Here is a 13774-nt window from a genome sequence, read left to right on the forward strand (position 1 = left end):
GGCTGATGGTATGGCGCTACATTAAATAACTCAAATTCATATTTTTTATGCTTTGGATTACCAACTGGAATAGCACCATGGACCTGGCCAACCTCAACGCCTTTATCGCCATCGCCGAAACCGGCAGTTTCTCCGGTGCCGGTGAACGCCTGCACCTGACCCAGCCGGCCATCAGCAAGCGCATCGCCGGCCTGGAACAACAATTGAAGGTACGGCTGTTCGACCGCCTGGGCCGCGAAGTCGGTTTGACCGAGGCCGGACGGGCCTTGCTGCCCCGCGCTTATCAAATCCTCAACGTGCTGGACGACACCCGACGCGCCCTCACCAACCTCACCGGCGAAGTCAGCGGGCGCCTGACCCTGGCCACCAGCCACCATATCGGCCTGCACCGCCTGCCACCGGTCCTGCGCACTTTCACGCGGCAATACCCGAATGTGGCGCTGGATATTCAGTTTCTGGATTCAGAAGTGGCCTACGAAGAAATCCTCCACGGCCGTGCGGAAGTCGCGGTGATCACCCTGGCGCCAGAGCCCCACAACCTGGTGCAAGCTACCCGCGTGTGGGACGACCCGCTGGATTTTGTGGTGGCGCCCGAACACAGCCTGATCAGCAACGGCTCCGTCAGCCTGGCCGATATCGCCGGGCATCCGGCGGTATTTCCCGGCGGCAACACCTTTACCCACCATATTGTCAGCCGCCTGTTCGAGGCCCAGGGCCTCACACCTAATATTGCGATGAGCACTAACTACCTGGAAACCATCAAGATGATGGTCTCCATCGGCCTGGCCTGGAGTGTGTTACCGCGCACCATGCTCGATGATCAGGTGGCAAGTATCGCTTTGCCGGGCATACAGCTCAGTCGCCAGCTAGGCTATATCGTGCACACCGAAAGGACGCTGTCGAACGCTGCGCGGGCTTTCATGAGCCTGTTGGATGCACAGGTCGATCTGCCAGGGTTACCGGCATGACACTGTGTGGGCCAGGGGTTTAGGTCAAACCGCGCGGTTTTCTCAATGAGCCAAGGCCCTTTGATAATGCGCAACCCCGTTGACCCGGCTCCACCCCTGCCCCGCATCTACGCCCTGGACCCTCAAGCGGCGGAACAAAGCTGGGACAGCGCCCCGCAACTGCTGACGGCCCTCAATGCCGCGCGGCTGGGTGCCTGGTCCTGGGAAATCGACACGGGAAGAATCAGCTGGTCGCGGGGTACCCAGGCGTTATTCGGCTTTGACCCGCGCCAGCCTCTGCCCAAGGACCTCGACTACCTCGACCTGCTGGCCCCACAAGACAGTGCGCGGGTGGTGCGCGGCTTTCATGCGGTGCTCGCCGGAGAGCCGCTCGACCGAGCCATGCACCACCGCATCCAATGGCCCGATGGCAGCCAGCACTGGCTGGAAATCAGCGGCAGCCTGGTTCCCGACAAAGCCGGACGGCGGCGCATGATCGGGGTGATCCGCGAGATCACCCACCAACGCGACCGTGAACACGCCCTCAGCCATTCGGAAAAGCGCTTTGCCACCCTGTTCCACCTGTGCCCGAACATGGTACTGCTGACGCGTCAGGCTGACGGCTTGATCAGCGAAGCCAACCAGTATTTCGAGATGCTGTTCGGTTGGCCGGTGGCCGATGCCATCGGCCGCACCACCCTGGAACTGGGCTTGTGGCGCCACCCGGAACAGCGTGCGCTGCTGGTCAAGGCCACGCAGCGCAAGGGTGAACCCATCACCATGGAAGTGCAGTTCTGCGCCAGCAACGGCCAGATCCATGACGGCACCCTCAGCGCGCAAAAGGTCGAACTGGACGGCGAGGCGTACCTGATCAGCACGTTCCTGGACACCACCGAACGCAAAAACGCCGAGCAAGCACTCAAGGACAGCCAGGAGCGCCTGGACCTGGCCCTGGATTCCGCGCAACTGGGCACCTGGGATTGGCACATCCCCAGCGGCATGCTTTACGGCTCAGCGCGTGCCGCCCAGTTGCATGGGCTGGAACCCGCGCCGTTCCATGAGTCTTTCGAGGCATTTTTTGAAGGCATGTCCGATGAGGACCGCGAGGGCATGCGCCATGCGTACCGCAGTCTGCGCGAAGGCCCGGACGGCAACTATCAGTTGACCTACCGCGTGCAAATGGAAGACGGCAGCCCGCGCTACCTGGAGAGCCGCGCACGCCTGTATCGCGATGAATCAGGCAAGCCCCTGCGCATGGCCGGCACCTTGCTGGACATCACCGACCAGGTCGAGCGCGAGCAACGGCTGACCGCCTCGGAAGAAAAGTTCGCCAGCCTGTTCCAGGCCAGCCCCGACCCGATTTGCGTCACCTGCCTGGAGAGCGGCGCCTTTATCGAGATCAACCCGGCGTTTACCCAGACGTTTGGCTTTACAGCCGCCGAAGTGCTCGACAAAAGCGCCGAGCAAATCGGCTTGTGGGACGACTCCAGCAAGCGCCTGCAGCGCATCGAGCAAGTGATACGCGAACAGGCCCTGAGCAATGTGGCGATCGTGGTGCATCACAAGAACGGCCAGAGCCTGACCTGCATGATTTCCAGCCGCTTGATCAAGGTCAGCGACCAGCCATGCATCGTCACCACGCTGCGCGATATCACCCAACAGCAGCGCTCGGAAGCCGCACTCAAGGCCAGCGAAGAGAAGTTCGCCAAGGCGTTCCACTCCAGCCCCGATGCGATCTCCATCACCGAGCGCGACACCGGCCGTTATGTAGAGGTCAACGACGGCTTTTGCCGCCTGACCGGTTACCGCACCGAAGAGACCATCGGCCTGACCCTGTACCAGATCGGCATCTGGGCCGACGAGAACCAGCGCGCCGCACTGTTGGCCGAGTTACAGATCAAGGGGCGCATTCACCACCTGGAAATGCTCTGGCGCAACAAGCGTGGCGAGGTGCTGGCGGTGGAGGTCTCGGTAGAGCCGATCACCCTGAATGAAACCCCCTGCCTACTGCTGACCGCGCGGGATGTGAGCCTATTGAAGAACGCCCAGGCGCAGATCCGTCACCTGGCCTATCACGACCCGCTGACCAACCTACCGAACCGCGCACTGCTGATGGACCGTCTGAGCCAGCAGATCGCCCTGCTCAAGCGCCACAACTTGCGCGGCGCCCTGCTGTTTCTGGACCTGGATCACTTCAAGCACATCAACGACTCCCTCGGTCACCCCGTTGGCGACACCGTGCTGAAAATCGTCACCGCCCGCCTGGAAGCCAGCGTGCGCATGGAGGACACCGTGGCGCGCCTGGGCGGCGATGAGTTTGTGGTATTGCTCAGCGGCCTGGAGGGCACCCGCCAGACGGTCAGCAGCCAGGTGCAAGCGCTGGCCGATACCCTGCGCGAATTGCTTTCGGAACCGATGTTTCTCGACGGCCATCGGCTGCAGGTCACGCCGAGCATCGGCGTAGCGCTGATCCCCGACCACGGCACCACCCCTGCCGATCTGCTCAAGCGCGCCGACATCGCCCTGTACCGCGCCAAGGACTCCGGACGCAACACCACGCAGATGTTCCACAACAGCATGCAAAAAACCGCCAGCGAACGCCTGCGCATGGAGACCGACTTGCGCCTGGCCTTGTCCCGTGGTGAATTCAGCGTACACTACCAGCCCCAGGTGGATGCGCGCGGCAACAGGATAATCGGCGCCGAGGCCCTGGTGCGCTGGCAGCATCCACAATTGGGCGCGCAGTCACCGACGGAATTCATCAAGGTATTGGAAGACAGCGGCCTGATCCTGGAGGTCGGCACCTGGATTCTCGATGAAGCCTGCGGCGCCTTTGCCCAGTTGATTGCCGACAGCTTGGTGGACCCGCTCAATTTCAGCCTGTGCGTGAACATCAGTCCCCGGCAGTTTCGCCAGAACGACTTTGTGGAACGGGTGGAGCACAGCCTCAAGCAACACGGTTTGCCGTTCAGCCTGCTGAAACTGGAAATTACCGAAGGCATCGTGATCCAGAACCTGGACGACACGGTGGTGAAGATGCGCCGCCTGAAAAAACTCGGCGTGAGCTTTGCGATGGATGATTTCGGTACCGGCTATTCATCCCTGACCTACCTCAAGCGCCTGCCGGTGGACGCGCTGAAGATTGATCAGTCGTTCGTGCGCGATGCGACCCACGACCCCAATGATGCGGAAATCATCCGCGCCATTGTGGCCATGGCCCGCAGCTTGAACCTGGAAGTCATCGCCGAGGGGGTGGAAACCCTGGAGCAGTTGGCGTTCCTGCAAAAGCTGGGCTGCCATTTATTCCAGGGGTATTTGCACAGCCGACCGTTGCCGATCGAGGGGTTCAGGCGGCTGCTGGATGCGGCATACCCAGCAGGCGGCTGACTTGGTTCAAGTCCGTCTCCCGGCGCAAGGCGGTGAACAACTCCACTGCCTCCGGGTAGTTACGCGTGAGCATCGCCAGCCACTGCTTCAAGCGGCCGGGCGCCTGCTTTTCGGTCAGTTGCGCCACCGACTGGCGCCAGAACTCCTGAAGCATGGGCTGCATCTGCGCCCAAGTCATCTCGACCACCTCTTCGCCGGCCTTGGCCGCCACAATCTGCCGGGCCAGATCGGGCCGCGCTACCAGGCCACGGCCCAGCATGATGTCTTCGGCACCGCTGATTTCGCGGCAACGCTTCCAGTCTTCGACGCTCCAGATATCGCCATTGGCAAACACCGGCACCTTGACCACGTCCTGCACCCTCGGGATCCACTCCCAATGGGCCGGCGGTTTGTAGCCATCGGCCTTGGTGCGCGCATGCACCACGATATGCGCCGCGCCGCCCTCGGCCAGGGCCGTGGCGCACACCAGCGCACCATCCGGGCTGTCGAAGCCCAGGCGCATCTTGGCGGTCACGGGAATATGCGCCGGTACGGCGCGGCGCACATGCTCGACGATCTGGTTGAGCAGCTCCGGCTCCTTGAGCAGCACCGCGCCACCTCGGGATTTATTCACGGTCTTGGCCGGGCAACCGAAGTTCAGGTCGATGACCTCAGAGCCCAGCTCACAGGCCAGGGCGGCATTTTCCGCCAGGCACACCGGGTCAGAACCGAGCAACTGCACCCGCAACGGCACACCGGCCGCCGTGTGGGCACCGTGCAGCAGTTCAGGCGCGAGCTTGTGGAAATAGGCAGGCGTGAGCAGGCGGTCGTTGACCCGGATAAATTCGGTCACGCACCAGTCGATACCGCCCACGTGGGTCAACACGTCCCGCAGGATGTTGTCGACCAACCCCTCCATGGGCGCCAAAGCAATTTGCATGGAAAACACTCAACAAAAATCGTGGCGCAGTTTACTGGGTTTCCAGCGGCAACCGTTAACCCCCTGTCAGGGCGGGGCCGTAACCGTCAATAAACTCGGCGGGCATGCGCTTGGGCTTGCCGCTGGACAACTCAATGCACACGAAGGTGGTTTGCGCACGCAGCAGGGTCGCACCATCACGGGGGCGTACCAGCTGGAAACGACGGGTCATTTTCAGGCGTTGGTCCCAATCGACGATCCAGGTGGCCAGTTGTAATTCGTCGCCCTCATAGCCTGCCGCCAGGTAGTCGATTTCATGGCGCACCACGGCCATGGCGCGGTCCAGGCGGCGGTATTCGGTGAGGTCCAGCCCCAGGCGCTGGGAGTGGCGCCAGGCACAACGCTCCAGCCACGAGACGTACACCGCATTATTGGCGTGCCCCAGGCCGTCGATGTCCTCAGCCGCAACCTGCAGATCGATGATGAACGGCGTTGCCAAATCCCAGCCCATGCCTTGCTCCAGTCGATTGATGTCGGCGGGGCAGTGTATCAGGCGCTCTGGCGCTCCTGTAGACGGCAGCCGGCCAATAGGGCGAGTACAGCGTCGATCACCTGCGGGTCGGCGAGCACTTTCTGGTGGCCGCCCTGCTCCAGGCGCAGCAGGCGGCTGTCGAACCAGGCTTCGTGAATGGCTTGAGCCGCCCTGACCGGAACGAAGGTGTCGTCTTCGGCGTGGACGATCAGGCCGGGAATGTTCATTTGGTAGTGGGCCACGTCCAGATGTTTGAGCGGCATACCCATGCTCAACTCCACTTCTTGGATAAAGGCTGAGCGCGCCCGTGGCGGCAAGCCGACCATGTGGGTGAACCCGCGCAACACATCCAGAAAGCGCGACGGCGCGGCAATGCTGACCAATGCCTGTGTACGCAACCCCAACTGCACCGCCAGCATCGCACTGGCGCCGCCCATGGAGTGGCCGACCACCGCGTACAGCGGCGGCAGCTCGGCCGCCGCCTCAAGCATGGCGCGGGCAAACAGCAGCACATGGGCCTCACGCCCTGGAGAACGGCCGTGGGCGGGACCGTCCAGGGCAATTACCGAATAGCCGTTGTCGACCAACGCTGTGATCAAACTGGCGAACTGAGTGGGCCGGCCTTCCCAGCCATGCATCAGCAGCACCGCCGGGCCATGCCCCCATCGCAACGCCGACAGGCCGAAACGCAGCGTGATGCGCTCCGATTGCGCCAACAACGGCAGCTCCCAGTCACGCGGCGGCAGATCGCGCGGGGTCATGAAGGTGCGACGCATCTTGCTGGCGACCGCATGCGGCGCAAGGCGCCCCACCGTGCCATTGAAACCACGAACCCAGGTCAATGCGCCCATCGTGCTTTCCCTCTTTCAGCGTACCGCCGACTTGGCCGCACGTATCACCCGATCCGATAACTCGCCCGGCCCCAGCGCCCGCGCCAGGGTCAGCCCACCCACCATCAAGGCCATGTCCGCCAGGGCCTTGTCGATCTCTTCAGGGCTGCCGGCCAGTTGCGCAGCCATCAACTCGACGTGCTCGTTCAAGACCTCGCGAAATGCGTCCGGCAAGCGCCCCATCTCCCCCACTGTCGCGGGCAACGGGCAGGCCTGGGTCGTGGAGTCGCGGTGCTTGCGTGACAGATAAAATGCGGCGACCAGCGTGCGGCGCTCTTCGCCGGTCAGCTGTTCGTCCAAGTCGTCGATGGAGGCGCGACGCTGCGCCAACAACTGGTTGAACGCTTCCAGCATCAGCGCGTCCTTGCTTTCAAAGTGCGCATAGAAGCCGCCGACCGTCAGCCCCGCCGCCCCCATCACTTCGCCCACACTGGGCTCAGCCGGGCCACGCTGGATCAATGCCGCGCTGGCAGCCTGCAAAATACGTTCGCGGGTTTGCGCTTTTTTATCGCTCATCGAAGCCTCCGTCTTTCATGGGTTGAATATTATTACCATAATAATATTTGGCAAGCGACAAGCACGACCGCCGGTCAGTACAGAAAAATGGGAATAAAGGAAGGAATTGGCCAAACGCCAGACAAACAAAAGGGCCATTCAATAATTGAATGACCCTTAAAAATCCCGCAGAGCGGGTAATCGTGGCGTCCCCTAGGGGACTCGAACCCCTGTTACCGCCGTGAAAGGGCGGTGTCCTAGGCCACTAGACGAAGGGGACACAAACCTTCTATACAACTGATCAGCGCTGAGAACTGATCGATTCAAGGACGGTGTGGCCGGAACCTTGAACCTGTAAAATTGGTGGAGCTAAACGGGATCGAACCGTTGACCTCTTGCATGCCATGCAAGCGCTCTCCCAGCTGAGCTATAGCCCCGGATTTTTCGTCTCGCGACGCAGCAGACCTTTCGAGCTGCTTGTTGAAACTGGCGTCCCCTAGGGGACTCGAACCCCTGTTACCGCCGTGAAAGGGCGGTGTCCTAGGCCACTAGACGAAGGGGACAAAACCTTCTGTACATCTGATCAGAGCTGAGACCTGATCAATTCAAGGACGGTGTGGCCGGAACCTTGAACCTGTAAATTGGTGGAGCTAAACGGGATCGAACCGTTGACCTCTTGCATGCCATGCAAGCGCTCTCCCAGCTGAGCTATAGCCCCTCATCGGTGAGGACGGGGCGAATCTTAATGGCGGTTTGGAAACGTGTCAAATTTATTTTCAACAATTTCCAAAATTTTTTGCCGGGATAACAATCACTTACCGACGAAACCCCGGAAAACCGGGGTTTCGTGCCGCAAGCGGCCTGCTTAAGCGATAGCGCCCAGCAGCTTTTCCCATTCCTTGTTTTCTTTCTTCGATACACCACCAAGCAAATCAAGGGCTTGGCGCAGGCGGAAACGGGTCAGGTCCGGGCCGAGGATTTCCATCGCATCAAGCACCGACACCGAACTGGCCTGCCCGGTGATTGCGGCAAACATCAGCGGCATGGCGTCACGCAGCTTGAGCTCCAGGGATTCGACCACCGCCTGGATGGTCGCGGTGATCGCATCCTTCTCCCACTGACGCAGGCTTTCAAGCTTCCACAGGATCAACTGCATCAGTTGGCGAACCTGGTCACCGGAAAGCTTTTTGGACTCGAACAGCTTGGGATCGGGATTCACGCCACCGGCAAAGAAGAAACTGGCCAAGGGTGCGACCTGGCTGAAGGTCTCTACCCTGCCCTGCACCAGCGGCGCGATCTTCATCATGTACTCGGGGTTCAACGCCCACTGCTGCACACGGCTGGCGAACTCTTGCACCGGCAGGTCACGCAGCCACTGGCCGTTGAGCCACGAGAGTTTCTCGATATCGAAGATCGGCCCGCCGAGGGAGACGCGGGACAGGTCGAAGTTGTCGACCATTTCCTGCAGCGAGAACTTCTCGCGCTCATCCGGCATCGACCAGCCCATGCGGCCCAGGTAGTTGAGCATCGCCTCGGGCATGAAGCCCATGCGCTCGTAGAACGTCACCGACGTAGGGTTCTTGCGCTTGGACAGCTTGCTCTTGTCCGGGTTACGCAGCAGCGGCATGTAGCACAGTTGCGGTTGCTCCCAGCCGAAGTATTCGTACAGCAGAATGAGTTTCGGTGCCGATGGCAGCCACTCCTCGCCACGCAGCACATGGGTGATGCCCATCAGGTGGTCATCGACCACGTTGGCCAGGAAGTACGTCGGCAAGCCGTCGGTCTTCATCAGCACCTGCATGTCCATGCGGTCCCACGGGATCTCGACGTCACCGCGCAGCATGTCCGGCACCACGCACACGCCTTCGCTTGGCACCTTCATACGGATGACGTGGGGCTCACCGGCCGCCAGGCGCGCAGCCACTTCCTCCTTGGACAACAGCAACGCACGGCCATCGTAGCGCGGGGTCTCGCCACGGGCCTGTTGCTCGGCGCGCATCTGGTCCAGCTCTTCGGCGGTGCAGAAGCACGGAAAGGCATGGCCCATATCGACCAGTTGCTGGGTGTACTGCTTGTAGATGTCGCTGCGCTCGCTCTGGCGATACGGGCCGTGAGGGCCGCCCACGTCCGGGCCTTCAGCCCAGGTAATGCCCAACCAGCGCAGGGCATCGAAAATCTGCTGTTCGGACTCACGGGTGGAGCGCAGTTGATCGGTGTCTTCGATCCGCAGGATGAACTCACCGCCATGCTGCTTGGCAAAGCAGTAGTTGAACAGGGCGATGTAAGCAGTACCGACGTGGGGATCCCCAGTGGGCGATGGCGCAATGCGCGTGCGGACGGTGGTCATGGCAGGTCTCGAATGGGCGATATAACTGAAAATTGAAACAAGGGGCGAATGGTAACAGCCTGGGTGATTTCTGGAAAACCGAGGCGCGGCCATCGCAGGTAAGCCAGCTCCCACATTTTGAACGCATTCACAGATCAATGTGGGAGCCGGTTGCCCGCGATGAGCATAGGTATCTACACAACTTTGGGGATGACGCCGAACCTGTGGCGAGGGAGCTTGCTCCCGTGGCGGCCTGACAGCCGACGCTTATCTACCTGACACGCCGCAGTCCGAATGTGGGAGCTGGCTTGCCTGCGAAGACGGCCTGACAGTCAACACAGTTGGACCGGGTACATATCCGTTATTTAGGTAACGGCCACTTAGGGTTCCGCCCTGACGGCGGCTCACTTTTGAAAAGCGCAAAAGTAAGCAAAACGCTCTTGCCCCACCACTCGGCACCTCGCTTGGGCTCGGTGTGCCCGTAATCCGCCAGTGATTTTGGGGGGCCGCCGCCACGCGCCATCCATGGCGCGGGGCGGCTAAACCGGCATCCCTGCCGGTTTACCCCCCAAATCCCTGTCGAATTCCGGCCAGCGTGGTTTAACGGGGCGCCTGAGATCAAGATCAAAAGCAGATCAAGAGCGACTCGCTTCGCATCGTGGTTACCGTTGAGCGTTACAGTCTTGTGTAGATACCTATGCCGCGATGAGCGCCAGCCCAATCAACACAAATCAAACAGCCAACAGCCGCTCACGCAACTTGCCAATCTCATCGCGCGTCTGCGCCGCTGCCTCAAACTCCAGATCCCGCGCCAACTGGTACATCTTCTCTTCCAGCTGTCGGATCCGTTTGGTGATCTCACTCGGTGAGCGCAGTTCGTTCTCGTACTTGGCGCTCTCCTCGGCGGCCTTGGCCATGCCCTTGCGCTTCTTGCTGCGCGAGCCGGGCACGGTGGCGCCTTCCATGATGTCGGCAACGTCCTTGAACACACCTTTGGGGGTAATGCCGTGCTCCAGGTTGAACGCGATCTGCTTGTCGCGACGGCGCTGAGTCTCGCCAATCGCCCGCTCCATGGAGCCGGTGATGCGGTCGGCATACAGAATTGCCCGGCCATTGAGGTTACGCGCCGCTCGGCCGATGGTCTGGATCAATGAACGCTCGGAGCGCAGGAAGCCCTCCTTGTCCGCATCCAGGATCGCCACCAGTGACACTTCTGGCATATCCAACCCTTCGCGCAGCAGGTTGATCCCCACCAGCACATCGAAGGTGCCCAGGCGCAGGTCGCGGATGATTTCCACGCGTTCCACGGTGTCGATGTCCGAGTGCAGGTAACGCACGCGCACGCCGTGGTCGGCCAGGTAGTCGGTCAAGTCTTCGGACATGCGCTTGGTCAGGGTGGTAACCAGCACCCGCTCTTCCAGGGCCACGCGCTTGTTGATCTCCGACAGCAAGTCGTCGACCTGGGTCAGCGCCGGGCGAATTTCGATTTCCGGGTCCACCAGCCCTGTGGGTCGCACCAGTTGCTCGATAACGCGGCCCGCGTGCTCGGCTTCATAGTTGCCGGGCGTAGCGGAGACGAAGATGGTCTGCGGGCTGATGGCTTCCCACTCGTCAAAGCGCATCGGCCGGTTGTCCAGCGCCGACGGCAGGCGGAAACCGTATTCCACCAGGGTTTCCTTGCGTGAACGGTCGCCCTTATACATGGCGCCCACCTGCGGCACGCTGACGTGGGATTCGTCGATCACCAGCAAGGCGTCCGGCGGCAGGTAGTCATAGAGCGTCGGTGGCGGCGCGCCGGAGTCACGGCCCGACAGGTAGCGCGAGTAGTTTTCGATGCCGTTGCAGTAGCCCAGCTCCAGGATCATCTCCAGGTCGAAGCGGGTGCGCTGCTCCAGGCGCTGGGCTTCCACCAGCTTATTGTTGGAACGCAGGTATTCCAGGCGCTCGGCCAGCTCGACCTTGATGCCCTCGATGGCGCCCATCAGGGTTTCGCGCGGGGTCACGTAGTGGCTTTTGGGGTAGAAGGTGAAGCGCGGTAGCTTGCGGATCACTTCACCGGTCAACGGGTCGAAGGCTGACAGGCTTTCGACCTCATCATCGAACAGTTCGATGCGGATGGCTTCCAGGTCGGATTCGGCCGGGTAGATATCGATCACATCGCCGCGCACTCGGAAGGTGGCTCGGGCAAAATCCATGTCGTTACGGGTGTACTGCAGGCTCGCCAGGCGGCGCAACAGTTCGCGCTGGTCGAGTTTGTCGCCACGGTCGACGTGCAACACCATCTTCAGATAGGTTTCCGGGCTGCCCAAGCCATAGATGCACGACACCGTGGTAACGATGATCGCGTCCTTGCGCTCAAGCAACGCCTTGGTGGCCGAAAGCCGCATCTGCTCGATGTGGTCGTTGATCGACGCATCCTTCTCGATAAAGGTATCGGAGGACGGCACATAGGCTTCGGGCTGGTAGTAGTCGTAGTAGGAAACGAAATACTCCACCGCGTTGTTCGGGAAGAACGCCTTGAACTCGCCATAGAGCTGCGCCGCCAGGGTTTTGTTCGGCGCCAGCACCAGGGTCGGGCGGTTGGTCTGGGCGATCACGTTGGCGATGCTGAAGGTCTTGCCGGAACCGGTCACCCCAAGCAGCGTCTGGTGCGCCAGGCCGGCTTCGATGCCTTCGACCATCTGACGAATGGCTTCCGGTTGGTCGCCGGCGGGTTCAAAACGGGTAACGAGCTGGAAATCCGACATAACGTACCTCGTGAAGTCACCCCAGACTCGACACCGCCAGGGACGAAATAGCTCAACAACCCGCGAATAATCATCGCAGGGTGCAGGAAAAAACCATGATAGCTGTAGAAGTGGTGTCGAATGTGACGGGTTTCAAGGCCGTCGTCCTACACGACCTTTCTCGCCAATGTGGCAATAAGACTAACGGTCAGCAAATAAACCGAAAAACATGGCCGAAAAGCCGTTTCCGTTGTCGCTCTCAGCCGTGATGGCCTCTATACTAGCTCCCCGTTTGTGCACCGCTCTAGTGCATTCGGCTGGAGCGCGACACGTCCCTCCTACCCCCCATAGAGCTGCCACAAAAATGAGCCTGTTCTCCGCTGTCGAAATGGCACCACGCGATCCAATCCTGGGCCTCAACGAAGCATTCAACGCCGATACTCGAACCACCAAGGTGAACCTTGGCGTGGGCGTTTACTGCAACGAGGAGGGGAAGATTCCACTCTTGCGTGCCGTTGCCGAAGCGGAAGCCATTCGCGTGGCGCAACACGCCGCCCGTGGCTACTTGCCGATCGACGGCATCGTGGCGTACGACCAGGCCGTGCAAAAGCTGCTGTTTGGCGCTGAGTCGCCGCTGTTGAGCGAAGGCCGTGTGATTACTGCCCAGGCCGTGGGCGGCACGGGCGCGCTGAAAATCGGCGCCGACTTCCTCAAGCAACTGCTGCCCAACGCCGTCGTCGCCATCAGCGACCCGAGCTGGGAAAACCACCAGGCGCTGTTTGAAAAAGCCGGTTTCCCGGTACAAACCTACCGCTACTACGACGCCGCCACCCACGACGTGAACCGTGCCGGCCTGCTCGAAGACCTCAACGCCCTGCCGCCGCAGTCCATCGTGGTGCTGCACGCTTGCTGCCATAACCCGACCGGCGTCGACCTCAGCCCGGCCGACTGGCAAAACGTGCTGGACGTGGTCAAGGCCAAGAACCTGGTGCCGTTCCTCGACATGGCCTACCAGGGCTTCGGCGATGGCATCCACGAAGACGCCGCCGCGGTGCGCCTGTTCGCGGAATCGGGCCTGACCTTCTTCGTGTCCAGCTCGTTCTCCAAGTCGTTCTCCCTGTACGGCGAACGTGTTGGCGCGCTGTCGATTGTCAGCGAGTCCAAGGAAGAAAGCGCGCGCATCCTGTCCCAGGTCAAGCGTGTGATCCGCACCAACTATTCCAACCCGCCCACCCACGGCGCAGCCATCGTTGCCGCCGTGTTAAACAACCCTGAGCTGCGCGCCCAGTGGGAAGCCGAACTGGCCGAGATGCGCCTGCGCATCCGCGGCATGCGCGAGCAGATGGTGGCCGAACTGGCCAAGGCTGCTCCAGGCCATGACTTCAGCTTTGTCGGCCGTCAGCGCGGGATGTTCTCCTACTCCGGTTTGAGCGTTGAGCAAGTCACCCGCCTGCGTACCGAGTTCGGCATCTATGCGCTGGATACGGGTCGCATCTGTGTAGCGGCGCTGAATCAGTCGAACATTGGTGCGGTGACCAAGGCGATTGTCCAGGTGCTGTAAGCCGGCAAGCGT

General features: G+C 61.1%; 9 protein-coding genes and 4 tRNA genes. 3 read left to right on the forward strand and 10 right to left on the reverse strand.

Going from position 1 to position 13774, the window contains the following annotated elements; translation table 11 throughout:
* The first annotated feature begins 77 nt into the window (after positions 1-77).
* Both N2A98_RS17485 and N2A98_RS17490 read left to right on the forward strand, forming a co-directional pair.
* Positions 78-968 (forward strand): LysR family transcriptional regulator, encoded by an 891-nt coding sequence (locus tag N2A98_RS17485; protein ID WP_003192564.1) that lies wholly within the window; start codon positions 78-80, stop codon positions 966-968.
* A 66-nt stretch (positions 969-1034) separates the two neighbouring features.
* Positions 1035-4334 carry an EAL domain-containing protein gene (locus N2A98_RS17490; RefSeq protein ID WP_275622414.1) on the forward strand — a complete coding sequence of 1100 codons (3300 nt, stop codon included), beginning with the start codon at positions 1035-1037 and terminating at the stop codon, positions 4332-4334.
* On the opposite strand, the gene N2A98_RS17495 is transcribed toward N2A98_RS17490, so the two are convergent.
* From N2A98_RS17495 to uvrB, 10 genes are all read right to left on the reverse strand, one after another.
* Positions 4294-5253, reverse strand: a complete 960-nt coding sequence (locus N2A98_RS17495; RefSeq protein ID WP_032896135.1) for a tRNA-dihydrouridine synthase — start codon at positions 5251-5253, stop codon at positions 4294-4296. The two genes, N2A98_RS17490 and N2A98_RS17495, sit on opposite strands and share 41 nt — an antisense overlap.
* A 55-nt stretch (positions 5254-5308) precedes the next feature.
* A complete protein-coding gene (locus tag N2A98_RS17500; RefSeq protein ID WP_003192568.1) occupies positions 5309-5743 on the reverse strand; it encodes a thioesterase family protein in 435 nt (144 codons plus the stop codon).
* A 38-nt stretch (positions 5744-5781) separates the two neighbouring features.
* Positions 5782-6615 carry an alpha/beta fold hydrolase gene (locus N2A98_RS17505; RefSeq protein WP_044274707.1) on the reverse strand — a complete coding sequence of 278 codons (834 nt, stop codon included), beginning with the start codon at positions 6613-6615 and terminating at the stop codon, positions 5782-5784.
* A gap of 15 nt (positions 6616-6630) precedes the next feature.
* The gene (locus N2A98_RS17510; protein ID WP_003192571.1) at positions 6631-7170 is read right to left on the reverse strand and encodes a TetR/AcrR family transcriptional regulator; all 540 of its coding nucleotides are present in this window, start codon (positions 7168-7170) and stop codon (positions 6631-6633) included.
* A gap of 183 nt (positions 7171-7353) precedes the next feature.
* Positions 7354-7429, reverse strand: a tRNA-Glu gene (locus N2A98_RS17515).
* An 81-nt stretch (positions 7430-7510) separates the two neighbouring features.
* A tRNA-Ala gene (locus N2A98_RS17520) sits at positions 7511-7586 on the reverse strand.
* Positions 7587-7636: 50 nt separating this feature from the next.
* Positions 7637-7712: transfer RNA gene (locus tag N2A98_RS17525), tRNA-Glu, on the reverse strand.
* A 79-nt stretch (positions 7713-7791) separates the two neighbouring features.
* Positions 7792-7867: transfer RNA gene (locus N2A98_RS17530), tRNA-Ala, on the reverse strand.
* 147 nt (positions 7868-8014) lie between these two features.
* On the reverse strand, positions 8015-9496 hold the full coding sequence (gltX, locus tag N2A98_RS17535) for a glutamate--tRNA ligase (RefSeq protein WP_032896132.1): 1482 nt from the start codon (positions 9494-9496) through the stop codon (positions 8015-8017).
* A 710-nt stretch (positions 9497-10206) separates the two neighbouring features.
* A complete protein-coding gene (gene uvrB, locus N2A98_RS17540) occupies positions 10207-12222 on the reverse strand; it encodes an excinuclease ABC subunit UvrB (RefSeq protein ID WP_003192575.1) in 2016 nt (671 codons plus the stop codon).
* Positions 12223-12565: 343 nt separating this feature from the next.
* Here uvrB and N2A98_RS17545 point away from each other — a divergent pair, with 343 nt between their 5' ends.
* The gene (locus N2A98_RS17545) at positions 12566-13762 is read left to right on the forward strand and encodes an amino acid aminotransferase (protein ID WP_047711411.1); all 1197 of its coding nucleotides are present in this window, start codon (positions 12566-12568) and stop codon (positions 13760-13762) included.
* Positions 13763-13774 lie beyond the last annotated feature (12 nt).

Source organism: Pseudomonas sp. FJ2-5-13 (assembly GCF_029201605.1).
GTDB classification, from domain to species: Bacteria; Pseudomonadota; Gammaproteobacteria; order Pseudomonadales; family Pseudomonadaceae; genus Aquipseudomonas; species Aquipseudomonas lactis.

Coding starts and splice junctions, on each gene's coding strand:
- N2A98_RS17485 (WP_003192564.1), top strand. CDS start 78: ATGGACCTGGCCAACCTCAACGCCTTTATCGCCATCGCCGAAACCGGC.
- N2A98_RS17490 (WP_275622414.1), top strand. CDS start 1,035: ATGCGCAACCCCGTTGACCCGGCTCCACCCCTGCCCCGCATCTACGCC.
- N2A98_RS17495 (WP_032896135.1), bottom strand. CDS start 5,253: ATGCAAATTGCTTTGGCGCCCATGGAGGGGTTGGTCGACAACATCCTG.
- N2A98_RS17500 (WP_003192568.1), bottom strand. CDS start 5,743: ATGGGCTGGGATTTGGCAACGCCGTTCATCATCGATCTGCAGGTTGCG.
- N2A98_RS17505 (WP_044274707.1), bottom strand. CDS start 6,615: ATGGGCGCATTGACCTGGGTTCGTGGTTTCAATGGCACGGTGGGGCGC.
- N2A98_RS17510 (WP_003192571.1), bottom strand. CDS start 7,170: ATGAGCGATAAAAAAGCGCAAACCCGCGAACGTATTTTGCAGGCTGCC.
- gltX (WP_032896132.1), bottom strand. CDS start 9,496: ATGACCACCGTCCGCACGCGCATTGCGCCATCGCCCACTGGGGATCCC.
- uvrB (WP_003192575.1), bottom strand. CDS start 12,222: ATGTCGGATTTCCAGCTCGTTACCCGTTTTGAACCCGCCGGCGACCAA.
- N2A98_RS17545 (WP_047711411.1), top strand. CDS start 12,566: ATGAGCCTGTTCTCCGCTGTCGAAATGGCACCACGCGATCCAATCCTG.